We start from the raw sequence: 22,751 nt of genomic DNA on the forward strand, positions 1-22,751 counted from the left end.
CGAAAATGTACGTTGTGAGACGGGATTACTTGGCTTCGGTCTCGGCCTCGGCGGCGGCGGTCTCGGCCTCGGCTTCGGCGACTGCCTCGGTGGCGACGTCGGTCGCGACCTCGACGACGGCCTCGGCTGCTGCTTCGGTCTCGGCGACGGCTTCGGCGACAGCCTCGCCCTCGGCGACGAGCTCGGCGGAATCCGCCTTCGCGTCGGCGAGGTCGGCGTCTGCGGCCTTCTCGGTCTCGGCGCCCGACTGGACCTCGTCGCCCGAGGCCTTCAGGAGCTCAGCCTCCCACTCGGCGAGCGGCTCGGTCGGCTCGGAGCCCTCTTCGGGCTTCTGGTGACGCTGGATGAGGCCCTCGGCCGCGGCGTCGGCCACGATGCGGGTCAGCAGGCTGACCGAGCGGATCGCGTCGTCGTTGCCCGGGATCGGGTACTGGACCTCGTCGGGGTCGCAGTTGGTGTCGAGGATGCCGATGACCGGGATGCCGAGCTTCTTGGCCTCGTCGATCGCCAGGTGCTCCTTCTTGGTGTCGACCACCCAGAGAGCGCTCGGGGTCTTCGCCAGGTTGCGGATGCCGCCGAGCGACTTGTGCAGCTTGTCGAGCTCGCGCTTCTTGATGAGGAGTTCCTTCTTGGTGAAGCCACTCGTGGTGCCTTCGAAGTCGAGCTCCTCGAGCTCCTTCATACGGGCGAGTCGCTTCGACACCGTCTGGAAGTTGGTGAGCAGTCCACCGAGCCACCGCTGGTTGACGTACGGCTGGCCGACGCGGGTCGCCTGCTCGGCGATGGCGTTCTGGGCCTGCTTCTTCGTGCCGACGAAGAGGATGGTGCCACCGTGGGCGACCGTCTCGCGGACGAACTCGTAGGTCTTGTCGATGTAGGTGAGGGACTGCTGCAGGTCGATGATGTAGCTGCCCGAGCGCTCGGTCAGGATGAAGCGCTTCATCTTCGGGTTCCAGCGGCGGGTCTGGTGTCCGAAGTGGACGCCGCTGTCGAGCAGCTGGCGCATGGTTACAACGGCCATTTGCCGTTCTCCTATTCTGGCATCCGACGCCGTGGCAGACGGATGCTGTTGCGGTTGACTGCGGCGACCGGTCGGCCGCCACTCCTGGTGCCCGGCGCGCACATCCGCTCCTCGGCCGCGACGGCTATGAACCGCGTGGATCGTGAAGACCGGTGGATGTGGCGTGAACCCGATTGGGCACGCGTAGTCACCCCGACGAGCGGGGTGCTTCAGTCATCTTATCAGAACGCGGCTAGGCGGAATCGCCCGAGGAACGCACCTGCACGCCGCGGTTCTTGCCGGCGTTCGCGAACAGGGTCTCGGCGTGCTCCAGCGCCATCCCGTTGGTCTCCGGGATCTTGAAGAACACGAAGAAGAAGGAGAGCACGGCGAACAGGGCGTACATACCGTAGGTGAAAGGGAGCGAGAACGCCGCCATCGGAGGGAAGCTCACGGTGACCAGGAAGTTGGCGATCCACTGGGCGGCCGCAGCGACGCCCAGTGCCTTCCCGCGGATCTTGGTCGGGAAGATCTCGCCGAGCAGCACCCAGACGAGAGGACCCCACGACGCGCCGAAGCAGACGACGAAGACGTTGGCCGCGATCAGCGCCGTCGGTCCCCAGGCGCCGGGCAGGCTCACCTCCCCCTTGCTGTCGGTGACAGAGAACGCGAAGGCGAGAGCCATCACGCCGAGCGAGACGGCCATACCGACGGATCCGGTCAGCAGGATGGGCCGGCGGCCGACGCGGTCGACGAGCAGGATGGCGACGATCGTGACGACCACGTTCGTCACCGACGTGATGACGGTGATGATCAGCGAGTTCTTCTCGGTGAACCCGACGGCCCTCCAGAGCGTCGTCGAGTAGTAGAAGATCACGTTGATGCCCACGAACTGCTGGAACACCGACAGGATGATGCCGATCCAGACGATGGGTTTCAACCCGAACCGGTTGCCGCGCAGAGTGGCCTTCAGCCCCTCCTTGTCTTCGCCGATCGACCGCTCGATGTCGTCGATCTGCCGGTCGATGTCGCTCTCGGGCACGAGGGTCTGGAAGATCGCGCGCGCCTCGTCGTGCTTGCCCGTCGCCAGCAGGAAGCGCGGCGACTCCGGAAGGATCAAGGCCAGGATGCCGTAGACGACCGACGGGATCACCCCGACCAGGAACATCCAGCGCCACGCTTCGAGGCCGAGCCAGAGCTGGCTCGAGGCCGAGCCGGCCACCCCGGCGAGCAGTGCGTCGGAGAGCAGGGCGACGAAGATGCCGATGGTGATGGCGAGCTGCTGCAGCGACGCCAGGCTCCCGCGCGACTGCTTCGGTGCGATCTCCGCGATGTACGCGGGAGCGACGACGGACGCGATGCCGATGCCGAGCCCGCCGATCACGCGCCAGAATCCGAGATCCCACACCGAGAAGGCGAGGCCGGCGCCGATGGAGCTCGCGAGGAAGAGCACCGCGCCGAGCAGCATCACCTTGATGCGGCCCCACCGGTCGGCCAGGCGCCCTGCGATGTAGGCGCCGATCGCGCATCCGATGAGGGCGATGGCAACCACGAACCCCGTGACCAGGGCGTTGAGGCCGAAATTGTGCTGGATCGAGTCGACGGCGCCGTTCACCACGGACGAGTCGAACCCGAAGAGGAAGCCTCCGACGGCCGCGGAGATCGCAAGACCGAGCACCCTGCGGCGCATCGCGGCGGTGGGCTTGGGCACGTTCTCCTCGGTCGATTCCGAGGCACTTCTCTCGTGTTCAGACATCAGAGACCTTTGCGATCGTGGGCGGATCCTCGTGCGCCGGTGGACGCCCGGAGGCGATCGGCGAAGCACACGGTACTCCGTCACTTCGCCCTGGCAACCCGGCCCGCCCGACTGTTTCGGGGCGCCGGATGCACGCCGAGCCTCCTCCACAGGCCGCTCGTTCTCGGGGTTCTCCACCAAGCGGGATGCTCGCGGTGCGGCCTCTCCGCGCGGGTGGAGGCTGTCGCCCAGGACGAGGAGGGGGTCGGGATGAGCGGTTCGGCTGTTCGACGCGGGTGGCGCCGGTGGCGCCGGTGGCGGTGGGGCGTCGTGATGCTGGTCGGGGTGGTGGGCCTCGTGGGGTCGGGCGGTGGCGGCGTGGAGGTGGTGCCGGCTGTGGGTGCGGCGCCCGGCGCGCGCTGGCTGTGGCCGATCGCGCCTCCATCGCTGTCGCGGGGATTCGAGGCTCCCCCGACGCCGTATGCCGCCGGCCATCGAGGCATCGATCTGCGCGCGGCGCCCGGCTCCCCCGTCGCCGCCCCGTCGGGTGCGACCGTCCGGTTCACCGGCGTGGTGGTCGATCGCCCCGTTCTCACGCTGGATCATGGCGGCGGAGTGCTCTCCAGCTACGAACCGGTGGCGACGGAGTTGTCCGTCGGCGATGTGGTGGCGGCCGGCGCGGCGCTCGGGACCGTGGCCACGGGAGGGCATTGCGCCGCCGTGTGCCTGCACATCGGAGTTCGCGTCGACGGGGAGTACGTCTCCCCTCTCCTGTTCTTCGATCGCGTGCCGCGGGCGGTGTTGCTTCCTCTCGGCGGCGCTTGACGCCGCAGGCGCGCGAGGCGCCGCGCCGACACGCCCACGGCGCGTGCGCGAGAGGTGGCGAAAGTGCCTCATTCCGCGGATTGAAGCACGTTTCGCACCCCTCAGCGACCGTGGCCCGCTTGGTGGGTCCGGCTCGGGGTGGGTGCGGCTCGGGGTGGATGCGGTCGGGACGGGCGTCCGGAGGTCAGGCGCGCGGGTGGGCGATCCGGTAGCTCTCTTTGAGGCGTTCGGTGGAGACGTGCGTGTAGATCTGGGTGGTCCCGAGGCTCGCGTGTCCGAGGAGTTCTTGGACGGCGCGCAGGTCGGCTCCCCCGTCGAGGAGGTGGGTGGCCGCGGTGTGGCGCAGTGCGTGCGGTCCGGCCGGCCCGGTTCCGGGGAGGTCTGCGAGGAGGCCGGCGACGAGTTGATACACCGCGCGGGTGCCGAGTCGTGCGCCGCGCGCGCCGAGGAAGAGCGCTGCTCCGGACTGTGCCGCGGCGAGTTTCGGGCGCCCCCTGCTGAGGTACTCGACCACGGCCTGTGCGGCGGGGACGCCGAACGGCACCACGCGCTCTTTCGACCCTTTTCCGAGGACGCGCACGGTGAGCCGGTCGAGGTCGGCGTCGTCGATGTCGAGTCCGGTCAGTTCGGAGACCCGGATTCCTGAGGCGTAGAGCAGTTCGATGACGGCGACGTCCCGCAGTCGCGCGGGGTCGCCGTCGGCGGCCCGGACGGCGAGGATGTCGAGCAGCTCGGTGATCTGGGCGCGGTTGATGACCCGCGGGAGCGTCTTGTCGCTTTTGGGCGTCTTCAGGCGCGCGGCGGGGTCGGCGCCGTCGTCCGTGCGCGCCGCCCAGGCGCTGAAGCCTTTCGCCGTGGCTGAGCGGCGTGCGAGCGTCGCCTTGGACAGCCCGCGCTGCGACGCGTCCCAGAGCCAGTCGCGCCACAGGTCGAGTGTGATCGCGCGGGTGTCGCCGATGTCCCGCCCTGCCGCGAACTCCGCGAACCCGGTGAGGTCCGACCGGTATGCGCGGACGGTCTGCGGCGAGTACCCGCGCTCCACCGTGAGGTGGGCCGAGTACGCCTCGATCGCCCGCTGCAGTTCCACCCCCTCAGCTTCGCCCGCCTGACCCCGAACCGCCGGTCACCACGCCCGCCGACCGCCGGATCGGCAACTTCGCCCGGCCCCCGACGTCAGAATCGCCTCCGGCGTCGGCGCTGCGCCACCCGACTCCGCACCCGGCCTCGCGCCCAGGATCAACGCTGCACCGCCCGAGGCCGCCTTCGGCCTCAGCGCCGCACCCACCCATCCGGACGCTCGGCCACGGTGCCCGCGAGCTCCAGCCCGCCCAGGGCGGCCGTCACCTCGCGAACCGACATGCCGGCTGAGGCGGCCAGTTCGGCAGGCGAGCGCGCCCGTCGGCGGCTGAGCGCGTCCAGCAGCCGGATCGCGGTCCCTTCGATCTCGCTCTTCTCATTCGGAGCGCTGTCGACCACGCCGACCAGCCCCGCACCCACCCCGGCGACCGGCTGGGCAGGCTCCGACAGGTTTGCCAGTTCTGCCATCTCCGCCGCGTCGGTGACGCAGACCGCGTCGAACTCCCGCAGGAGCCGGTGGCAGCCCGCCGACGCGGGCGAGGTCACCGGTCCGGGGACCGCCCCGAGCGGCCGTCCGATCGCTGCGGCATGGCCCGCCGTGTTCAGGGACCCCGAACGTCGTCCCGCTTCGACGACCACTGTCGCGCTGCTCGCGGCGGCGATCAGCCGGTTGCGCAGGAGGAATCTCCACTTGGTCGGCGACGAACCGCAGGGAAGCTCGGCTACGAGGAGTCCGCGCTCTGCGATCCGCGTGAGCAGCTCGGTGTGACCAGCCGGGTAGAGCCGGTCGACTCCTCCGGCGAGGAAGGCGATCGTGGTCTGATCGCTCGCCAGCGCCGCGCGATGGGCGGCACCGTCGATGCCGTACGCGCCGCCTGAGACCACCGTGATGCCGCGGTCCGACAGTCCGGCTGCCGACTCCATCGCGACGTGCTCGCCGTAACCGGTCGCCGCCCGTGCGCCGACGAGCGCGATCGACCGATCGAGGGAGCGCAGATTCTGCACGTCGCCGCGGACCCACAGGGCGATCGGCGCGCCGTCGCCGAGTGCGCTGAATCCCAGCGGCCAGAGGTCGTCGTCGGGTGTGACGAGGGTCGCCTCGAATCGTGCCGCCGATTCGAGGGCGTGTCTCGCGGTGCGAAGCGACAGCCGCGGGAGCCAGCGTTCGAGAGCGTCGTCCAGACGGCCGGTGAGCATCGTCGCCGCGTCGGAGTCGACCTCGCCGATGGCGTCGAGCACGCGGGCCGTAGGCCATCGCTCGACGACCGCGGACAGAGCACACGCCGGCCCGAGGCCGCTGATCAGCCGGACAGCGTCGGTGTCGCCCGGCTCGGCCAGCGTGGAGAACACGGCCGTCGCGAAGCGCCGTTCCAACTGAGCAGGTTCGTCCCTGGCCTCCCCGGCCGCCCGAACGCGCGGCGTCAGGTCGCGTGGCATACCAGCACTCGGAGCGATCGGCGCGAGAAGGGCCGACAGCTGGGCGTGCGTGAGCTCGAGATAGCTCATGCGTTCATCCCCCGCCGCAGATAGAGGGCCGCACCGATGTGCTGCGCTGTCGGCGCCGAACAGGTGTCGAGGTCGGCCAGTGTCCAGGCGAGCCGCAACGCACGGTCGTAGCCGCGCATCGTGATGCCTCCTCGTTCGAGCGCGCGATCGAGCGCCCCGAGCACCGTCGCCGGCAACCGGCGCGGTCCGGTTCGCAGCCACGTCCCCGGCACGTCACCGTTCCTGGTCCATGCCGTGCCGGCCATACGCTCGGAGGCGACCGCGCGGGCCGCGATCACCCGCTGACGCAGCGCAGCGCTCGATGCGGCGGCGGAGCCGAGATCACCTGCCGACTCGCTGCCGCGCATCGCCGCGAGCCCCAGACGTCGCACGTTCAAACGGATGTCCACGCGATCGAGCAGTGGACCCGAGATCTTCGCGAGGTAGCGGCGCCGGGCGATCGGCGTGCAGGTGCACTCGTCGTCGGCCGACCCGTACCGGCCGCACGGACAGGGGTTGGACGCGAGCACGAGCTGGAAGCGGGCGGGGAATGTCGCGACCCCGCCCGCGCGGTGGATGGTGATCGAACCCGACTCGAGCGGCTGACGCAGCGCGTCGAGCACGCTCGACGGAAACTCGGCTGCTTCGTCGAGGAGCAAGACGCCGTGTGACGCCCTGACGATGGCTCCCGGCACGATCCGGCCGCTCCCTCCGCCGACGAGCGCGACCTGGGAGGCCGTGTGGTGCGGCGCCTCGAGCGGCGGACGACGAATGAGCTCGTGACCGATCTGCGTTCCGATCAACGAGCGGATCGAGGTGACCTCGAGCGCTTCGTCGTCGGTGAGGTCGGGCAGGATCGTGGGAAGCCGTGCTGCGAGCATCGTCTTGCCGGCTCCCGGCGGCCCGATCATCGAGAGATGGTGCCCTCCTGCGGCCGCCACGACCAGGGCGTCGACGATCTCTTCGTTGCCCACCACATCGGCCATGTCGCGTTGCACCGCCGACTCGGCGGAGGCGGAGGCAGCTGGGACGGCTGCCACCGGCTGCAGTGTGTCGTCGGGCGTGAGCTCGCCCCCGTGCCGGATCACGGCATCCCGCAAGGACACCACCCCGGTGACCTCGATCCCCTCGACCAGCCGTGCTTCGTCGGCGTTGGCGTGCGGCACCATCACCCGCTCGAACCCGGCGGCGCGCGCCGCCATCACGGACGGGAGGATTCCCGGCACCGGACGCAACCGGCCGTCGAGCCCGAGCTCCCCCAGATGGACGAATCGGCCCGCCGATTCGGCGTCGAGCCCTCCGCCCGCCGCGAGTGCCGCGATCGCGATGGCCAGATCGAAAGCCGACCCTTGCTTGCGCAGAGCGGCCGGCGACAGATTGATCGTGAGCTTGCGCTGCGTGAGTGGGCATCCGGCGTTGAGGGCAGCTGCGCTGACCCGTTTGCGAGACTCCCCCAGCGCCATGTCGGGCAGGCCGATCAGCACGAACGCCGGGAGACCTGCCGCGATGTCGGCTTCGACCTCGACCAGGTCGCCCTTCATGCCGTTCAGGGCGACCGCGTACGTGCGTGCGAGCGACATCAGGCGATGTCCATGAGGTGCTCGATCTGCGGCGTATCACTCCAGGCGTCGATGACCGCGACCGCGTCGATCCGCAGCTGCGCGAAGCCGCCGTTCTGCTCAGCGCACCATTCGCCGGCGAGCCGCCGGAGCCGGGCCGTCTTGGCTGTCGTGATCGCCTCGAACGGGTGCCCGTACGCCACCGACGTGCGTGTCTTCACCTCGACGAAGACCGTTGTCTCCTCTCGGCGGACGACGAGGTCGAGCTCACCCGCCCTGCACCGCCAATTGCGGTCGATCACCGCATAGCCGTGCCGCTCGAACCACCGTGCCGCCACGTCTTCGCCCCGTCGTCCGAGGTCGTCTTTCGCTGCCATCTGTTCCTCCTGCACCCAGCCTCCGCGAGATGAGGCGCGGGGAACCGCCCAGAGTGGGATCTGTTGACAACTCCGCGATCGCCGCGGCTGTGGAGGGCACAGTTCGCATCGGTAGGGTGTCATCCGGACACCGACGGACGAACGCAGAACGGAACACCATGACCTTCATCGGCCACCTGCTCGCACACCGCCGGGCGGGCGAGAACACGCTCGTCTGGCATTCCGAGGGGCTGGATGCTCCCAGCACCATCCTGATCGAGAGCCCGGCCTTCGACGACGGTGCTCCGATGCCGAAGAGCACCGCGGGCAAGCCGATCGGCGACAACATCTCGCCGGCGCTCGCCTGGACGGGCATCCCCGTCGGCGCTCGCGAACTGGTGCTCATCGTCGAGGACTCCGACGTTCCGTTCGCACGCCCGATCACACACGCCGTCGCCCGGCTCGACGCGAGCCTGAGCGGTGTGCCCGAGGGCGACCTCGACGCCGGCGCCGCTCACGGAAGAGGCCGCGGAGCGTTCGGTCGCGTCGGCTACAACGGCCCTCGGCCCATCCCCGGCCACGGCCCGCACGCCTACGTGTTCCAGCTGTTCGCGCTGGACACCCGGATCGAGGCCGACGACACGATCCGTGTCGCCACGCTCGTGGACGCGATGCGCGGCCACGTGATCGCCCGCGGGCGCCTCACCGGCACCTACGAGCGCTGACGGCTACTCGTCGAGCGCGAGCTCCTTGGGCAGCTCGAACTCCTTGCTGGACAGCTCCTCGATGTTGACGTCTTTGAACGTCAGCACCCGCACCGACTTGACGAAGCGGTCGGAACGGTAGACGTCCCACACCCACACATCGTTCATGGTCAGCTCGAAGTAGAAGTCGTGCTCGGTGTCCCGGCGCACGAACTCCACCTCGTTCGCAAGGTAGAACCGGCGCTCGGTCTCGATCACATACTTGAACTGCGAGACGACGTCCCGGTATTCGCGGTACAAAGCCAACTCGACCTCACGGTCGTAGTCGTCGAACTCGTCTTCATCCATCGTCCGTCAAGTCTATGCCGGACTCAGACTTATGTTGGCATGGCGAGTGTCGCCGCGTCTTTGAGCCAGGTCAGCCTGTGCAGCGCGCTCGGGCCGAGCTCCGCAATGGCGTCGAAATGCTCCCGGCTCGAGTAGCCCTTGTTCGACGCCCAGCCGTAGCCCGGGTATTCGGCGTCGTGGCCGATCATCAGCCGATCGCGGTGCACCTTGGCGATCACGGATGCGGCGGACACGGATGCGCAGTCCCGGTCGGCCTTGATCCGCGTCACGACCCGGGCGGGCCGCATCAATGCGGGGTTGAGGTAGTCGTAGTTGCCGTCGAGGATGAGCGTGCTGTCGCGGATCTCGGCGCCGCCCTCCTCCAGCAGTGCGAGCGCGCGAGCACCAGCGAGGCCCAGGCACCGCATGATGCCCAGCGAGTCGACCTCGGCCGCCGAGGCCATGCCGACCGCGGAGTGCAGCACCCAGGTGCGGCAGAGCGGTTCGAGCGTCTCACGCACCGGCTCGGGAAGCAGCTTGGAGTCGCGCAGCCCGGCGGGCATCCGTTTCACCGTCGCGTCGATCACGACCATACCGACCGCGACCGGGCCCGCGAGGGCTCCACGGCCCACCTCGTCGCACGCGACGATCGAGGTGACGCCTTCGCGGTAGAGCGACCGCTCGAACCGCAGCGTGGGACTGATCGGGGTCATCATTTCTGACCATCCTCCACCCCGCGGAACACTTCGGGGTAGTTGTCGAGCCAGGTCCACCGGCTGACGGGCCAGCTGATCACGAAGGCGCGCCCCACCACGTGGTCGATCGGCACGAAGCCTCGCCCCGGGAGGTTCTGGTTGCGCGAGGAATCCTGCGAGTTGTAGCGGTTGTCGCCCATCACCCACAGCTCGCCGGGGGGCACCGTGACATCGAACGGCAGCGTCGCCGCTTTGGTCTCGCCGGGCGGCAGGACGATGTACGGCTCGTCGAGGGCTTTGCCGTTCACTGTGATCTCGCCCTTCGCGGTGCAGCACACGACATGGTCCCCCGGGAGGCCGATCACCCGCTTGATGAGATGGTCGTTGCTGTCGGCGGCGGAGAGTCCGATGAAGGTGAGTACCTGATCGAAGGCCGCGGCGACCGGGTTCTGATTGCTCGGCGGCTGCGGGGCCAGCCAGCCGCCCGGATCGCGGAACACCACGACGTCGCCGTGGCTGATCGGGACGAGCCCCGGCTCCAGTTCGTTCACGATGATGCGGTCGTTGATCTGAAGGGTGTTCTCCATCGACGCCGACGGGATGTAGAACGACCGGACGATGAAGGTCTTGATGAGGAAGGAGGCGAGGACGGCCACCAGGAAGATGATGAGGATGTCACGGATGAATGCCCGTGTTCCGCGACGTCGTACACGCCGTTCCCTTGCCACGCGGTCTGACCGGGTGGGCACTGATTCTTCCGTCATTTAACCGCCTGAGCTCCCGGTCCAGTGTAGGGGAACGGGAGCTCAGGAAAGGCTCGGAGAGAGCCGCGAGTCGAAGGCTGCGGCGCCTTAGTTGTCGCGCTTCTCCTTGATCTTGGCCTTCTTGCCGCGCAGTTCGCGGAGGTAGTAGAGCTTGGCGCGACGGACGTCACCGCGGGTGACGACCTCGATCTTGTCGATCACCGGCGAGTGCACCGGGAAGGTGCGCTCGACGCCGACCTGGAAGCTCACCTTGCGGACCGTGAAGGTCTCGCGGACGCCTTCGCCCGAGCGGCCGATCACGACGCCCTGGAAGACCTGGATACGAGAGCGGGTTCCCTCGACGATGTTGACGTGCACCTTGACGTTGTCGCCGGCGCGGAAGGAGGGGATGTCCTGCTTCAGTGAAGCGGCATCCACCTGGTCGAGAATATGCATTGCGTGTTCGCTCTCTGTACCCGCCACAGGTCGAGGACGGACTTGGGGACTTCTGCGAACGCGGCTGACCGCGCCGGCAGAGTCCGGATTATCGGTTATGGGGTGTCCGCGAGAGTTGCTGGCTCCCCTGTGGCAGAGTCTGGCCGCGGCACAAACAGCAATTCTGCCATGAACGGCGCCGTTTTGCCAAAGCGCAACGGTCGACGAGCGGTCTCAGCGACCACTCAGCCCGAACTCAGCGCTCGTCCCGGTGCTCCTCGATGACGATGATCTCGGCGTCGTCGGCGAAACCGTCGTCGGGACGACGCACCTGCTGGGGCTGTGCCGCACGCTCGTAGGCGTCGAAGGTCTGCTGGACGCGCACCCGGGCCTCTGTCACCAGCTCCCAGAGCGACACCCAGAACGCGGCGAGGCCCAGGAGGATGCCGAGCACGGCGATCCAGCTGGATACGCCCGGGATGAACAGGCCGAAGACCACGACGGAGAGGTGCCAGGCGGTGAGAAGACCGACGTCGTACCAGGAGACGGCCCGGGAGTCGCGCACACTCCTGCGGGCCATCATGATGCCGCCGACGGCCAGCTGGGCGACGAACAGGATGGGGCACACGACGAGCAGGCCGACGAAGGTCCAGCCGCCGGTGCCGAAGATCGCCCAGCCGATCAGGAGCCAGGCAGGGAGGATCACGGCGGACGGGAAGAGCCACCAATAGAACGCCTTACGAACGAACACGTGACCAGAGTATCCGCGCCGGGCTGTGCGATGGCTGCGGGTTCGCCGAGGGCGTGAAACACTGGAGCGTGATCGAATTGAGGACTCCCGCCGAGATCGAGCAGATGCGTCCGGCCGGACGATTCGTCGCCGACGTTCTCGCCCGTACCGCTGCCGCCGCGAGAGTCGGGACCAACCTGCTCGAGCTCGACCGGATCGCGCACGACCTCATCCGTAGCGCAGGCGCCGTGTCGAGCTACCTCGACTACCACCCGTCGTTCGGTGCGAGCCCGTTCGGCAAGGTCATCTGCACCTCGGTCAACGACGCCGTGCTGCACGGTCTCCCCCACGACTACCGTCTGCGCGACGGCGACCTGCTGAGCCTCGATTTCGCCGCCGCGGTCGACGGCTGGGTGGCGGACTCGGCGATCAGCATGGTGGTCGGCGAAGCACGGGACGAAGACCTGCGCCTCATCGAGACGACCCGCCGGGCCCTCACGGCCGGCATCGACGCGGCACAGCCGGGCGGGCGAGTCGGCGACATCTCCGCAGCGATCGCCGCCGTCGCCCACGCCGAGGGCTACTCGATCAACACGCAGTTCGGCGGACACGGGGTCGGGCGCACGATGCACGGCGACCCGCACGTGCCCAACGACGGTCGCGCCGGGCGGGGCTTCCCGCTGCGTCCCGGTCTGGTGATCGCGATCGAGCCGTGGTTCCTCGAGACCACCGACGAGATCTTCACCGACCCGGACGGCTGGACCCTCCGCAGCGCGGACGGGTCACGCGGCGCCCATTCCGAGCACACCATCGCGATCACCGACGGCGACGCCATCGTGCTGACCGCCCGCGACGCCTGAGCAGCGCCGTCCGGCAATCGAGTCCGGAGTTGCTGGGTCGAAAACACTTGTTTCGGGCCAGCAACTCAGGACTCGACTGCGGGCGGCGGGCGGGCGGGGGCGGCGCGCGGCGCGGCGGCGGCGCGCTCAGGCGAGCAGGTCGGGACGCACGCGCGCCGTGCGCTCGAGCTGCTGCTCGCGGCGCCACGCGGCGATCGCACCGTGGTTGCCCGACAGCAGCACCGGCGGCACCGCGCGACCGCGCCACTCCGCCGGCTTCGTGTAGCTGGGGTATTCGAGCAGGCCGTCTTCGTGCGACTCCTGGACCAGGCTCTCGGGGTTCCCGACCACACCGGGGATGAGCCGGCCGATCGCCTCGATCATCGCCATCGTCGCCACCTCTCCCCCGTTGAGCACGTAGTCCCCGATGCTCACCAGGCGCACCCGGGCGCGCACGGCCGTGTCGTCGAAGACGCGCTGGTCGATGCCTTCGTAGCGCCCGCATCCGAAGACCAGGTGCTGCTCGTTCGCGAGCTCGCGCGCCATCGCCTGGGTGAAGACGTCACCGGCCGGCGACGGGAAGATCACCAGCGGGTCGCCCGGGTCGCCCGGGTCGCCCGGGTCGCCCGGTCCCCCCTCGAGGATGCCGTCGAGCGCTTCCCCCCACGGCTCCGGCTTCATGACCATGCCGGCCCCGCCGCCGTAGGGGGTGTCGTCGACCGTGCGGTGCCGGTCGTGGGCGTGGTCGCGCAGGTCGTGCACGCCGAGGTCGATGATGCCGGTCTGCCGCGCCTTGCCCAGCAGCGAGATGTCGAGCACATCGAAGAACTCGGGGAAGATCGTGACGATGTCGATGCGCATGGTGCAAAGTCTATTCGGGCACGACGGCCAGCTCCCGGTCGCGCGGCACCAGCGGAACCGCCACGACGGGGCACAGGGCGACCGCGGCGAACGTCAGCGGGTAGCCCACCAGGGTGATCAGCCCGCCCACCGCCGGCCCCACGATGGACGCCGCGAGGAACTGCCCGGTGTTCTGCGCGCCGAGCGCCCGTCCCGACCAGAACGGTCCCGCGATCTCGGCGACCGACGTGTAGGCGAGACCGTTGTCGGCGACCGTCACGATGGCCGCGACGATCAGGATCACCGCCGCCCACGCCGCCCCCAGCGACGCCGCCACCGTCATCAGGAGCATGACCCCGACCGCCGCCACCGATATCCAGCGCAGCGGCCGCAGGTGACTTCCCACCCGGTCGCTCAGCGCGCCGACGCCGATGCGCCCGATCGCTCCGGCGAACTGGCTGATCCCGATCACGACACCGGCGGCCAGCGACGGGAACTGCAGTTCGGTCACCAGCCAGACGAGGCCGAACATCGAGATCGCGAACTGCGGGACGACGAGCAGCATCGACACGGCGTGGATGCGCCACAGCAACGACGTCTCCCGGTACGGCCTCCACACGGCCAGCGGATGCTCGTCTTGCGAGCCCTCCGAACGGCGGGGCGGACGCGGCGGGTCGACGATCCCGACCGCGCAGAGCACCGCCGAGATCGCACACAGCACCGCCGGGACGACGAGGGCCGCGGCGATCCCGCCGGCTGCGGCGAGCTGCGGGACCGTCAGCGCCGCGACAGCGACTCCGAGCGGCTGGCACATCTGCCGGATGCCCATGGCGAGTCCTCGACGTTCCTTCGGAAACCAGCCGATGACGACACGCCCGCTCGCCGCGTTCGGGCTCGCCGCGGCCATCCCGCCGATCAGGAACAACGCGCCCAGGCTCACGTAGTCGCCGGCGAACATCGCGGCGAAGGCGGCGGCGGCCGTGATGGCGAGGCCGGCCGAGATCACCCAGCGCTCCCCGACGCGGTCGCTCAGCGCGCCCCAGGCGATGAGGGTGATGACGAGGCCGAGCGTCGGGGCGGAGGCGAGCAGGCCGGCTTGGGCGAGGGACAGACCGTGTTCGGTGTGGAGCAGCGGGATCAGGAACGCCGGCGTGCTGACGAAGACGGTCGAGCTCGCCTGCGCGGTGACGCCGAAGGCCAGCATCAGCCACGGTCGGGGTGTTCGCGTCAGAATGGTCGTCACGCGGTATACCCTAGCGGTATACCAAACCGGTATACCACTTGAAAGGCTCCGGATGCCCGAGCAATCACACGTCTACGACAGACTCCGCTCCCAGATCCTCGACCTCGAACGCACCCCGGGCGCGCGCCTGACCGAGCGGGGCCTCGAATCCGAGCTGAGCGCATCCCGGACCCCGTTGCGCGCCGCGCTCATGCGGCTGGAGGCCGACGGCCTCGTCGAGCGCGACGGGCGCGCCTGGCAGGTCTCCCCCATCGACCTGGGCGAGATCACGCGGCTCAGCGAGCTGCGGGATGCGGTGGAGAGCGCCGCCGTGCGCCTCAGCTGCGCGCGGGCGGGCGACTCGGCCATCGCCTCGCTCCGGGAACGTCTCGGCGGCTTCGCACCCGGCACACCGAGCGACGAGAGCGTGCGCGCCGGAGCGCACTTCCATGTCGAGCTCGCCGGCCTCTGCGGGAACCACTACTTCGCCGACACCGTCGAGTCGGCGATGACCCGGCTCGCGCGAACCCGCTGGCTGGAGGTCCGCACCGACGCGTCGAAACGCACGGCGTGGGAGGAGCACCGCGAGATCGTGGAGCTCGTGGCGGCGCGCGACGCCGACGCCGCGGCCGACCGCATCCACCGCCACATCGTCGCGACGCACGAGCGGCTGCTCGCAGCGCTCGACGCCGACACCCGCACGCTCCGCGCCCGCGGGCTCGTCATCGTGAACTGAGACGAAAGAGCCCCGACACGATGGTCGGGGCTCTTCGTCACTCTGTCTCGGTCTCGGGCTTCCGCTCGGCCTCTGCGTGCGGCTCAGGCGCCGCCTCAGCCGAAGCGTCCACCTCCACCTCGCCGTCGGAGTCGGCCTCCTCCGGCACCTCTTCGAAGAGGCCGGTCGGCGGGGTGAGCGTGACGGTGCCGGCCGCGAGGTCGACCTCCGGCACGATCGCCTTCACGAACGGCACGAGCACCTCGCCGGCGGCGGTCTTGATCGCCAGCAGGTCCTGAGCGGGCAGGTGATCGACGCGGGCGACGATCCCCACCGTGACGCCGTCGCGGACGGCGTCGAGTCCGACGAGCTGGTGGTCGTACCAGGCGTCGTCTTCCTCAGGCAGTTCGCGCGGGTCCTGGCTCACCCAGAGGATGGCCTTGATCAGGGTCTCCGCTTCGTCGCGGTCGTCGACGCCCTTGAAGAACCCGACGGCGTGCCCGTTGTACCAACGGAGCTCGACGAGCTCGAGCGTCTTGCCGTGCCACTTCGACGCGGTCGGCACCTGGAGGGTGAAGACCGCGCCGGGGACGAACCGCTTCTCCGGCTCGTCCGTGTAGAGCTCGACCTTGATCGCGCCCTTCAGACCGTGGGCCTTCATCAGACGGCCGACCCGAAGCTGGGTCTGGTCAGAGCGTGGCGACGAGCTGGGGGGCAGCTTGTGGTCGGCCACCTCAGTTGTCGGTGTCGACGACGTCGACGCGAACGCGACGCCCGTCTGCCAGCGCGGCCACGAGCGTGCGCAGCGCCTTGGCGGTGCGGCCGGCCCGGCCGATGACCCGGCCGAGGTCCTCGGGGTTCACACGAACCTCGAGGACCTCGCCGCGGGGCGAACTCTTTGCAACGACGTGCACGTCGTCGGGGTGATCCACGATCCCCTTGACGAGGTGCGCGAGTGCGGGTGCGAGCAAGGTGTTACGCCTTCTCGCCGTCGGCGGCGGCTTCGGTGATCTCCTCGGCAGCCTCGACGACCTCGGCCTCGGCGGCCTCTTCGGCCTCGACCTCGGACTCGACGACGGCCTCAGCGGCCGCGGCGACCTCGGCCGGCTTCTCGGCCTTGGGCTTCAGAACCGGCTTCTTCTTCTCGTCGACCTGGAACTCGGCCTTGGCCTCTTTGGTCTTGACGGTGCTGACAGCGTTCTTGTCGCCCTTGAACTTGCCCCAGTCGCCCGTGAGCTTGAGGAGGGCGAGAACCTGCTCGCTCGGCTGGGCGCCGACGCCCAGCCAGTACTGCGCACGCTCCGAGTCGACCTGGATGACCGACGGCTCCTCGGTGGGGTGGTACAGACCGATCTCCTCGATCACGCGACCGTCGCGCTTGGTGCGCGAGTCGGCGACGACGATGCGGTAGTACGGAGCGCGGATCTTTCCGAGGCGCTTCAGACGGATTTTGACAGCCACAATTCTCCTGTGTTGTATGAAGTGTTTTGACGAACTGACTGCCGTGAGCGTGGGGGCACACTCGGCAGGAGGTCTAGGGTGTTCTGCCGTACCTGATTAGAGGGTCGGGTACAAGGGAACTCAACTAGCTATTGTGTCAGATGTAGGCGCCCTTTGAACAATCGGCTGACTGGACGACCAGCATGAAGATCGAATTCTCGGAATCCGAGCGCTCCACCGTGGGCATCGAGTGGGAGCTCGCGCTGGTCGACGGGGCCAGCGGAGATCTCGTCCAGATCGCGCAGGACGTGCTCGACGAGCTCGGCACAGACGGCCACGAGCATCCGCAGATCACCCACGAACTACTGCTGAACACCGTCGAGCTGGTCAGCCGCGTGCACCACACGGTTCCGGATGCGATCGCCGACCTGCAGGAGCTCGTCGGCCTGGTGCGCGACGTCACCGACCCGCTGGGGGTCGAGCTGATGTGCGCGGGAACGCATCCGTTCGCCCAGTGGTACGACCAGAGGGTCACCCCCAACGAGCGCTACGACCGGCTGCTCGACCGAACGCAGTGGTGGGGCCGTCAGATGATGATCTGGGGCATCCATGTGCATGTCGGCGTCGACGAGCGCGACAAGGCGCTCCCCATCGTCAACGGACTGCTCACCTACTATCCGCACCTGCAGTCGCTCAGTGCGTCGAGCCCGTTCTGGGCCGGCGCGAACACCGGGTACGCGTCGAACCGCGCCCTCATGTTCCAGCAGCTGCCCACGGCGGGCCTCCCCTGGCAGTTCGGGAGCTGGGCCAACTACGAGGAGTACGTGCAGGACCTCGTGACCACCGGCGTCGTCACCGACCACAGCGAGGTGCGGTGGGACATCCGGCCGTCTCCTCGCTGGGGAACGGTGGAGATGCGCGCGTGCGACGGGCTCTCGACGGCGGACGAGGTCGGCGCCGTCGCCGCGATCATCCACTGCCTCACCGACCGGATGTCCGAGCAGCTCGACGCCGGGGTGGAGCCGGTCACCCTCCAGCCGTGGTTCGTGCGCGAGAACAAGTGGCGGGCGGCGCGGTACGGCCTCGACGCGGAGATCATCGTGGCGCCGGACGGCAGCGAACGCCTGGTCTCGGATGCGCTCCGCGACCTGGTGGTCGACCTCGCCCCGGTGGCGGAGCGCCTCGGCTGTCTCGCCGAGCTCGAGACGGTCGACGTCATCCTGCGCACGGGCGCCGGCTACCAGCGCCAGCTGGCCGTCGCCGAGGCGAACGGGGGCAGCCTGCAGGCGGTCGTCAGCTCGCTGACCCACGAACTGCGAAGCGGCTTGAAGCGGTGAGGGCACGCGGCGGCGCCCGCCCTGTTTCGGCCGGCGCGGCGATCCACAGCATTCACGCAGTTTCGAGGACTTACTCTCATCGCGTGCGTCTGTCTACCCGAAGCATCCGCCTGGCCGTCGTCGCCGTCGCGGCCGCTGCCGCCATCGTGCTCGCCGGTTGCTCGTCGACGACCGCTCAGCGCCCCGTCGCGGCCGTCGGAACGGCGGTGGCCGCACCGCAGAGCGCGCGCACCGCCGATCGCCCGCTGCTCGTCGCGATCGGCGACTCGATCGCGTTCGGCAAGGGTGTGAAGCCCTCCGAGGCATGGCCGGCACGGGTCGCCGCCGCCCACGGCTGGCGGCTCACCGACCTCGCCGTCTCGGGCTCCGGCTTCGTGAAGCTCGGCTGGAACAACACCAACTACCGGCACCAGGTCGACCAGGCACTGACGCTGCACCCCGACTTCATCCTGATCTCCGCCACGCGCAACGACCGCGAGCAGGACTCCGCGCTCGTGGAGCGCAACAGCACCGAGCTCCTGGATGCCCTGCGAGCGGCGTTCCCGGACGCCCGCATCATCGGCACCACGGCCGTCTGGGGCTCCGACCGGCCGCCGGCGACGCTGACGCGTGTCGATGGCATCGTCGAGAAGGCCGTCGAGAAGGTGGACGGCACCTTCCTCGACCTCGGCTTTCCGCTGGTCGGGCACCGCGATCTGCTGCAGGCCGACCAGATCCACCCCAACGCCGCCGGTCAGGACGTCGTGGCGAAGGTCGTCGACTCCAAGCTGGCGCCGCTGAACCTGGCGCTGTAGCGCCTCAGCGACCCAGGAACTTCTGCAGCGAGGCCAGCTCCTCCTCGGACGGCCCGTCCTTCTTTGCCGGAGCGCCGCCGAGGCCGAAGCCCGAGCCGGCCGCTGCACCCGTGGGCTTGGCGCCGGAGGCGATCGCGGCGTTCTCAGCCGCACGCTTGGCGGGATTGCCCGAGCGCGAGCCCTTCTTCTTCGGCTGCTGCTTGCCGCGGCCTCCGGCGAACCCTGCGCCCGGGATCGGGCCCATGCCGGGAACCTGGGGCACGCCGCCCTTTGCGACCGTCTTCATCATCTTGGCGGCCTGCTCGAACCGGTTGACGAGCTGGTTGACCTCGGTGACGGTCGTGCCCGAGCCCTTGGCGATGCGCAGACGACGCGAGCCGTTGAGCAGCTTGGGCGTCGTGCGCTCGGTCGTGGTCATCGACTGGATGATCGCCTCGGTGCGGACGATCTCCTTCTCGTCGAAGTTGTCGAGCTGCTGCTTCATGGCGCCGGCGCCGGGGAGCATCCCCATCATCTTCTTGATGGAGCCCATGTTGCGCAGCTGCTGCATCTGCTTGAGGAAGTCGTCGAGCGTGAAGGTGTCGGTCGCGAACTTCTCCGCGACCTTGCGCGCCTCGTCTTCGTCGAACGCCTCCTGCGCCTGTTCGATCAGGGTGAGGATGTCACCGAGGTCGAGGATGCGGCTGGCCATGCGGTCGGGGTGGAACGGCTCGAAGTCGTCGAGTCCCTCGCCGGTGGAGGCGAAGATGATCGGGCGGCCGGTGACCGACGCGACCGAGAGGGCAGCGCCACCCCGGGCGTCGCCGTCGAGCTTCGAGAGCACCACGCCGGTGAAGTCGACGCCGTCCTGGAACGCCTTGGCCGTGGCCACTGCGTCTTGGCCGATCATCGCGTCGATGACGAAGAGGACTTCGTCGGGATCGACGGCCTTGCGGATGTCCGCGGCCTGCTTCATGAGCTCGGCGTCGACGCCGAGACGGCCGGCCGTGTCGACGATGACCGTGTCGTACTGCTTGGTCTCGGCGAACTTCAGGGCGTCTTTCGCGACCTTCACCGGGTTGCCGACGCCGTTGCCGGGCTCGGGGGCGAAGACCGGGACCCCGGCCTGCTCGCCGACGATCTGCAGCTGGGTGACCGCGTTCGGTCGCTGGAGGTCGGCCGCGACCAGCACGGGGGTGTGGCCGTCTTTCGCGAGCCACTTCGCCAGCTTGCCCGCGAGGGTCGTCTTGCCCGCGCCCTGGAGGCCGGCCAGCATGATGACGGTCGGCGGCTTCTTCGCGAACTGCAGACGCCGCTGTTGCCCGCCGAGGATCGTGACCAGTTCTTCGTTGACGATCTGCACCACCTGCTGGGCGGGGTTGAGCGCCTTGTTCACCTCGTCGCTCAGTGCGCGCTCGCGCACCCGGCCGGTGAACTCCTTGACGACATCGAGTGCGACGTCGGCGTCGAGCAGCGCACGACGGATCTCGCGCACGGTGCCGTCGACGTCGGCCGCCGACAGCTTTCCCTTGGTGCGAAGGTTTTTGAAGGTGTCTGCGAGGCGGTCAGACAGGGTTCCGAAAGTAGCCATGATCCAGCCAGTTTAACGGGACGATGCTGTGAGCTCGCGCGATTTCGCGCCGGGCGTCACGAGTCGTGCGTGTCGATGTTGACGACGTCGCCCCGGATGTCGAAGCTCACCGTGAGCAGAGCATCCGTCTCGTCGGGGTCGATCGAGTAGTCGAAGGTGGCGAACACCTCGTCTTCAGCGGAGTTGTCGGGCTGGATGACCACCCGCAGCAGCTGCAGCGAACGCAGCACGTCGATGGCGATGTCGCCGGAGCTGTAGACGAGCAGATCGACCAGGCTGTCGCCGAGTCTCTCCACGTTGTCGTCGATGTAGGTCGTGGTCGCGGACGCCTGCGAGCTCAGTTCGGCGATCAGTGCATCCCGGGCCCGTGAGTCGAATCCCTCCAGAGCCTGGATGAGCGCAGCGGCCGAATCGAGCGCGTACTCGGACACCGCCGACTCGCTGTCGGCCTGCAGCTCGACCTCGACCACCTGCTCGGAGAGATCGGTCGAGTCGGTCCAGGCGAGCCCACCGCTGGCCGTCTCGTCGATGATGCCGAAGTAGTCGTGTTCGATCGCCATGCGTACCCCTAACCGACCAGCTGCTGCGCGAACACGTGCGGCGTGAACCCGGTGATGTCGTTGATGCCCTCGCCCTGGCCCACCAGCTTGATCGGGATGCCCGTCTTCTCCTGCACGGCGAGCACGAAGCCGCCTTTGGCCGATCCGTCGAGCTTGGTCAGCACGAGCCCGGTGACGCCCGCGTGCTCCAGGAAGGCCTCGGCCTGGGCCAGGCCGTTCTGGCCCGTGGTGGCGTCGAGCACCAGGAGCACCTCGGCGATGGGCGCCTGCTTCTCGACCACGCGCCGGATCTTGGAGAGCTCGTCCATCAGGCCGCCCTTGGTCTGCAATCGGCCGGCGGTGTCGATGATGACGATCTCGGTGCCGTTCTGCTTGGCGCGCTCGACGGTCTGGAACGCGACGGAGGCCGGGTCCTGCCCCTGCTGCTGCGGACGCACGATGTCGGCGCCGGCGCGCTCCGCCCAGGTGGCGAGCTGCTCCACGGCCGCGGCGCGGAAGGTGTCGGCGGCGCCGACGACCACGGTGCGGTCGTAGGTGCGCAGGAACTTGGCGAACTTGCCGATGGTGGTCGTCTTGCCGACGCCGTTCACTCCGACGACCAGCACGACGGCCGGGCGCTCGGAGAGCTTGAGGGTGGTGTCGTACTTCGAGAGCTTCTCTTCGAGGGTCTCGCGGAGCATCCGCTGCAGGTCGGCGGGGTCGGTGGTGTGGTACCGGTCGACCTTGGCGCGCAGGTCGTCGACGATCGCCTCGGTCACATCCGGTCCGAAGTCGGCAGTGATGAGCGCGGTCTCGAGGTCGTCCCAGGTGGTGTCGTCGATGGTCTTCTTCGCGAACATGCCGCGGAGGGCGCCCGACAAGGACCAGGAGGTGCGTTCTGCCATACGGATCACCCTAGTTGCTACGGTGTGAGCATGTTCGCTCTCGTAGCGCTGTCCGCCGAGCTCGCGGAGCAGCTCGTCGCCGTCGAGACGGGCGGCGATGACGCCGTGCACCAGGCCAGGACGCGCGTCCGCCGCCTGCGGAGCGTCCTCGGCGTCTACCGACGCGCCTTCCGGCCCGACGAGACCAGACGGATGCGCGACCGGCTGCGCGAACTGGGCGCCGTCCTCGGCGAGACGCGCGACCTCGAGGTGCGCGCCGACGACCTGGAGAACCTGCTCGCCGCGCAGACGGCCCCCGACGTGGTGGATGCGGTGCTCGGCTTCTCGCAGCAGGCCCGCGACGCGTACGACGCGTCCCTCACCTCGTTGCTGGGTCACCTCCGCAGCCGCTCGAATCGCATCCTGCTCGCCGATCTGCAGGTGTTCGCGGCCGAGCCGCCGCTGCGCGGACGCGGCAGGAAGCATCCGGACCGGGTGGGGTCGGCCGGGCTCGCGAACGCGCGCCGACGGGTCACCGACGGCGGGCAGGACACCCTGGAGGAGTTGCACGAGCTCCGCAAGGCGGCGCGTCGGCTCCGGTACGCCGCCGACGCGATGACGGACACGTTCGGCCGCAAGGCGGTCCGCACGGCTGCGGCCGCCGAGGCGGTCCAGGATGCGCTGGGCGACCACCGCGACTTCGTGCTGCTGGGCATGCACCTGCGCGCGCGCGCCGCGGATGCCGAGCTCAGCGCATCCGCCGCCGCCGGGGTTGCGAGGCTCGCCGCCGACTGCGACAGCGAGGCCGCCGCGCGACTGGACGAGCTCCCTGCGCTCGTCGCAGCCGTCGGCGACGCCGCCTGACCGGCGCGGCCCCGGGCGCGAGGCTCAGGCCAGGAG

General features: G+C 69.2%; 26 protein-coding genes. 7 read left to right on the plus strand and 19 right to left on the minus strand.

The genetic code is table 11. The annotated features are described in order from the left end of the window. Window positions 1–25: 25 nt before the first annotated feature. Together rpsB and ACFVV5_RS07640 are read right to left on the minus strand one after the other, a co-directional pair. Window positions 26–1,021: a 30S ribosomal protein S2 gene (gene rpsB / locus ACFVV5_RS07635; RefSeq protein ID WP_387241413.1), complete on the minus strand. Its 996-nt coding sequence runs from the start codon at window positions 1,019–1,021 to the stop codon at window positions 26–28. 232 nt (window positions 1,022–1,253) lie between these two features. After that, window positions 1,254–2,756 (minus strand): sugar porter family MFS transporter, encoded by a 1,503-nt coding sequence (locus ACFVV5_RS07640; RefSeq protein WP_387241416.1) that lies wholly within the window; start codon window positions 2,754–2,756, stop codon window positions 1,254–1,256. 249 nt (window positions 2,757–3,005) lie between these two features. Here ACFVV5_RS07640 and ACFVV5_RS07645 point away from each other — a divergent pair, with 249 nt between their 5' ends. Beyond that, window positions 3,006–3,560: a murein hydrolase activator EnvC family protein gene (locus tag ACFVV5_RS07645; protein WP_387241418.1), complete on the plus strand. Its 555-nt coding sequence runs from the start codon at window positions 3,006–3,008 to the stop codon at window positions 3,558–3,560. 184 nt (window positions 3,561–3,744) lie between these two features. Here the strand turns inward: ACFVV5_RS07645 and ACFVV5_RS07650 are convergent, their stop codons facing one another. The 4 genes from ACFVV5_RS07650 to ACFVV5_RS07665 form a co-directional block, all read right to left on the minus strand. After that, window positions 3,745–4,647, minus strand: coding sequence for a tyrosine recombinase XerC (locus tag ACFVV5_RS07650; protein WP_387241421.1), 903 nt, complete (start codon window positions 4,645–4,647; stop codon window positions 3,745–3,747). Between the two features lie 182 nt (window positions 4,648–4,829). Continuing rightward, complete coding sequence (gene dprA, locus ACFVV5_RS07655; RefSeq protein ID WP_387241424.1) at window positions 4,830–6,143, minus strand: DNA-processing protein DprA; 1,314 nt, start codon at window positions 6,141–6,143, stop codon at window positions 4,830–4,832. Next, the gene (locus ACFVV5_RS07660; protein ID WP_387241427.1) at window positions 6,140–7,702 is read right to left on the minus strand and encodes a YifB family Mg chelatase-like AAA ATPase; all 1,563 of its coding nucleotides are present in this window, start codon (window positions 7,700–7,702) and stop codon (window positions 6,140–6,142) included. Before ACFVV5_RS07660 ends, dprA begins: the two co-directional genes overlap by 4 nt. Continuing rightward, the gene (locus tag ACFVV5_RS07665; RefSeq protein ID WP_387241430.1) at window positions 7,702–8,058 is read right to left on the minus strand and encodes a YraN family protein; all 357 of its coding nucleotides are present in this window, start codon (window positions 8,056–8,058) and stop codon (window positions 7,702–7,704) included. Before ACFVV5_RS07665 ends, ACFVV5_RS07660 begins: the two co-directional genes overlap by 1 nt. A gap of 158 nt (window positions 8,059–8,216) precedes the next feature. On the opposite strand from ACFVV5_RS07665, the gene ACFVV5_RS07670 reads away from it, so the two are divergent. Beyond that, entirely contained in the window at window positions 8,217–8,762 is a 546-nt protein-coding gene (locus ACFVV5_RS07670; RefSeq protein WP_387241433.1) for a YbhB/YbcL family Raf kinase inhibitor-like protein, read from the plus strand. 3 nt (window positions 8,763–8,765) lie between these two features. On the opposite strand, the gene ACFVV5_RS07675 is transcribed toward ACFVV5_RS07670, so the two are convergent. The 5 genes from ACFVV5_RS07675 to ACFVV5_RS07695 form a co-directional block, all read right to left on the minus strand. Next, window positions 8,766–9,089 (minus strand): DUF2469 domain-containing protein, encoded by a 324-nt coding sequence (locus ACFVV5_RS07675; RefSeq protein WP_055893100.1) that lies wholly within the window; start codon window positions 9,087–9,089, stop codon window positions 8,766–8,768. 29 nt (window positions 9,090–9,118) lie between these two features. Next, window positions 9,119–9,781 carry a ribonuclease HII gene (locus tag ACFVV5_RS07680; protein WP_387242352.1) on the minus strand — a complete coding sequence of 221 codons (663 nt, stop codon included), beginning with the start codon at window positions 9,779–9,781 and terminating at the stop codon, window positions 9,119–9,121. After that, window positions 9,781–10,527, minus strand: coding sequence for a signal peptidase I (gene lepB, locus ACFVV5_RS07685; RefSeq protein WP_387241436.1), 747 nt, complete (start codon window positions 10,525–10,527; stop codon window positions 9,781–9,783). Before lepB ends, ACFVV5_RS07680 begins: the two co-directional genes overlap by 1 nt. 87 nt (window positions 10,528–10,614) lie before the next feature. Continuing rightward, window positions 10,615–10,962 (minus strand): 50S ribosomal protein L19, encoded by a 348-nt coding sequence (gene rplS, locus ACFVV5_RS07690; RefSeq protein WP_387241439.1) that lies wholly within the window; start codon window positions 10,960–10,962, stop codon window positions 10,615–10,617. Window positions 10,963–11,197: 235 nt separating this feature from the next. Continuing rightward, entirely contained in the window at window positions 11,198–11,692 is a 495-nt protein-coding gene (locus ACFVV5_RS07695; RefSeq protein ID WP_387241441.1) for a hypothetical protein, read from the minus strand. 68 nt (window positions 11,693–11,760) lie between these two features. Between ACFVV5_RS07695 and map the strand changes: the two genes are divergently transcribed. Then, on the plus strand, window positions 11,761–12,531 hold the full coding sequence (map, locus tag ACFVV5_RS07700) for a type I methionyl aminopeptidase (protein WP_387241444.1): 771 nt from the start codon (window positions 11,761–11,763) through the stop codon (window positions 12,529–12,531). 126 nt (window positions 12,532–12,657) lie between these two features. Here the strand turns inward: map and trmD are convergent, their stop codons facing one another. Continuing rightward, entirely contained in the window at window positions 12,658–13,371 is a 714-nt protein-coding gene (gene trmD / locus ACFVV5_RS07705) for a tRNA (guanosine(37)-N1)-methyltransferase TrmD (RefSeq protein ID WP_387241447.1), read from the minus strand. 10 nt (window positions 13,372–13,381) lie between these two features. Beyond that, window positions 13,382–14,554, minus strand: a complete 1,173-nt coding sequence (locus ACFVV5_RS07710) for an MFS transporter (protein ID WP_387242354.1) — start codon at window positions 14,552–14,554, stop codon at window positions 13,382–13,384. A gap of 91 nt (window positions 14,555–14,645) precedes the next feature. Between ACFVV5_RS07710 and ACFVV5_RS07715 the strand changes: the two genes are divergently transcribed. Continuing rightward, on the plus strand, window positions 14,646–15,308 hold the full coding sequence (locus ACFVV5_RS07715) for a GntR family transcriptional regulator (protein ID WP_387241450.1): 663 nt from the start codon (window positions 14,646–14,648) through the stop codon (window positions 15,306–15,308). Between the two features lie 37 nt (window positions 15,309–15,345). Here ACFVV5_RS07715 and rimM read toward each other — a convergent pair whose 3' ends face one another. The 3 genes from rimM to rpsP form a co-directional block, all read right to left on the minus strand. Then, window positions 15,346–15,948 (minus strand): ribosome maturation factor RimM, encoded by a 603-nt coding sequence (gene rimM, locus ACFVV5_RS07720; protein ID WP_387241453.1) that lies wholly within the window; start codon window positions 15,946–15,948, stop codon window positions 15,346–15,348. Window positions 15,949–16,021: 73 nt separating this feature from the next. Beyond that, window positions 16,022–16,258, minus strand: a complete 237-nt coding sequence (locus ACFVV5_RS07725; RefSeq protein WP_387241455.1) for an RNA-binding protein — start codon at window positions 16,256–16,258, stop codon at window positions 16,022–16,024. A 4-nt stretch (window positions 16,259–16,262) separates the two neighbouring features. Continuing rightward, entirely contained in the window at window positions 16,263–16,748 is a 486-nt protein-coding gene (rpsP, locus tag ACFVV5_RS07730; protein WP_387241458.1) for a 30S ribosomal protein S16, read from the minus strand. 182 nt (window positions 16,749–16,930) lie between these two features. Here rpsP and ACFVV5_RS07735 point away from each other — a divergent pair, with 182 nt between their 5' ends. Both ACFVV5_RS07735 and ACFVV5_RS07740 read left to right on the plus strand, forming a co-directional pair. Beyond that, complete coding sequence (locus ACFVV5_RS07735; RefSeq protein WP_387241462.1) at window positions 16,931–18,064, plus strand: glutamate--cysteine ligase; 1,134 nt, start codon at window positions 16,931–16,933, stop codon at window positions 18,062–18,064. Between the two features lie 83 nt (window positions 18,065–18,147). Further along, window positions 18,148–18,858 (plus strand): SGNH/GDSL hydrolase family protein, encoded by a 711-nt coding sequence (locus tag ACFVV5_RS07740; protein WP_387241465.1) that lies wholly within the window; start codon window positions 18,148–18,150, stop codon window positions 18,856–18,858. A gap of 4 nt (window positions 18,859–18,862) precedes the next feature. Here ACFVV5_RS07740 and ffh read toward each other — a convergent pair whose 3' ends face one another. From ffh to ftsY, 3 genes are read right to left on the minus strand one after another with little or no spacing between them, the layout of a single operon-like run. Beyond that, the gene (gene ffh / locus ACFVV5_RS07745) at window positions 18,863–20,428 is read right to left on the minus strand and encodes a signal recognition particle protein (RefSeq protein WP_387241468.1); all 1,566 of its coding nucleotides are present in this window, start codon (window positions 20,426–20,428) and stop codon (window positions 18,863–18,865) included. A gap of 56 nt (window positions 20,429–20,484) precedes the next feature. Next, window positions 20,485–20,988 carry a DUF2004 domain-containing protein gene (locus ACFVV5_RS07750; protein WP_387241471.1) on the minus strand — a complete coding sequence of 168 codons (504 nt, stop codon included), beginning with the start codon at window positions 20,986–20,988 and terminating at the stop codon, window positions 20,485–20,487. A gap of 8 nt (window positions 20,989–20,996) precedes the next feature. Then, window positions 20,997–21,872, minus strand: coding sequence for a signal recognition particle-docking protein FtsY (gene ftsY, locus ACFVV5_RS07755; RefSeq protein ID WP_387241474.1), 876 nt, complete (start codon window positions 21,870–21,872; stop codon window positions 20,997–20,999). Between the two features lie 30 nt (window positions 21,873–21,902). Between ftsY and ACFVV5_RS07760 the strand changes: the two genes are divergently transcribed. Continuing rightward, window positions 21,903–22,715, plus strand: coding sequence for a CHAD domain-containing protein (locus ACFVV5_RS07760; protein WP_387241476.1), 813 nt, complete (start codon window positions 21,903–21,905; stop codon window positions 22,713–22,715). The last annotated feature ends 36 nt before the right edge of the window (window positions 22,716–22,751 follow it).

It is taken from the genome of Leifsonia sp. NPDC058248 (assembly GCF_042881905.1).
Taxonomy (GTDB): Bacteria; Actinomycetota; Actinomycetes; order Actinomycetales; family Microbacteriaceae; genus Leifsonia.

Bases quoted from the DNA above. Each gene is read 5' to 3' on its own strand.
- rpsB (WP_387241413.1), bottom strand. From the start codon at position 1,021: ATGGCCGTTGTAACCATGCGCCAGCTGCTCGACAGCGGCGTCCACTTC.
- ACFVV5_RS07640 (WP_387241416.1), bottom strand. From the start codon at position 2,756: ATGTCTGAACACGAGAGAAGTGCCTCGGAATCGACCGAGGAGAACGTG.
- ACFVV5_RS07645 (WP_387241418.1), top strand. From the start codon at position 3,006: ATGAGCGGTTCGGCTGTTCGACGCGGGTGGCGCCGGTGGCGCCGGTGG.
- dprA (WP_387241424.1), bottom strand. From the start codon at position 6,143: ATGAGCTATCTCGAGCTCACGCACGCCCAGCTGTCGGCCCTTCTCGCG.
- ACFVV5_RS07660 (WP_387241427.1), bottom strand. From the start codon at position 7,702: ATGTCGCTCGCACGCACGTACGCGGTCGCCCTGAACGGCATGAAGGGC.
- ACFVV5_RS07665 (WP_387241430.1), bottom strand. From the start codon at position 8,058: ATGGCAGCGAAAGACGACCTCGGACGACGGGGCGAAGACGTGGCGGCA.
- ACFVV5_RS07670 (WP_387241433.1), top strand. From the start codon at position 8,217: ATGACCTTCATCGGCCACCTGCTCGCACACCGCCGGGCGGGCGAGAAC.
- ACFVV5_RS07675 (WP_055893100.1), bottom strand. From the start codon at position 9,089: ATGGATGAAGACGAGTTCGACGACTACGACCGTGAGGTCGAGTTGGCT.
- ACFVV5_RS07680 (WP_387242352.1), bottom strand. From the start codon at position 9,781: ATGACCCCGATCAGTCCCACGCTGCGGTTCGAGCGGTCGCTCTACCGC.
- lepB (WP_387241436.1), bottom strand. From the start codon at position 10,527: ATGACGGAAGAATCAGTGCCCACCCGGTCAGACCGCGTGGCAAGGGAA.
- rplS (WP_387241439.1), bottom strand. From the start codon at position 10,962: ATGCATATTCTCGACCAGGTGGATGCCGCTTCACTGAAGCAGGACATC.
- trmD (WP_387241447.1), bottom strand. From the start codon at position 13,371: ATGCGCATCGACATCGTCACGATCTTCCCCGAGTTCTTCGATGTGCTC.
- ACFVV5_RS07710 (WP_387242354.1), bottom strand. From the start codon at position 14,554: ATGCTGGCCTTCGGCGTCACCGCGCAGGCGAGCTCGACCGTCTTCGTC.
- ACFVV5_RS07715 (WP_387241450.1), top strand. From the start codon at position 14,646: ATGCCCGAGCAATCACACGTCTACGACAGACTCCGCTCCCAGATCCTC.
- rimM (WP_387241453.1), bottom strand. From the start codon at position 15,948: ATGAAGGCCCACGGTCTGAAGGGCGCGATCAAGGTCGAGCTCTACACG.
- ACFVV5_RS07735 (WP_387241462.1), top strand. From the start codon at position 16,931: ATGAAGATCGAATTCTCGGAATCCGAGCGCTCCACCGTGGGCATCGAG.
- ffh (WP_387241468.1), bottom strand. From the start codon at position 20,428: ATGGCTACTTTCGGAACCCTGTCTGACCGCCTCGCAGACACCTTCAAA.
- ACFVV5_RS07750 (WP_387241471.1), bottom strand. From the start codon at position 20,988: ATGGCGATCGAACACGACTACTTCGGCATCATCGACGAGACGGCCAGC.
- ftsY (WP_387241474.1), bottom strand. From the start codon at position 21,872: ATGGCAGAACGCACCTCCTGGTCCTTGTCGGGCGCCCTCCGCGGCATG.
- ACFVV5_RS07760 (WP_387241476.1), top strand. From the start codon at position 21,903: ATGTTCGCTCTCGTAGCGCTGTCCGCCGAGCTCGCGGAGCAGCTCGTC.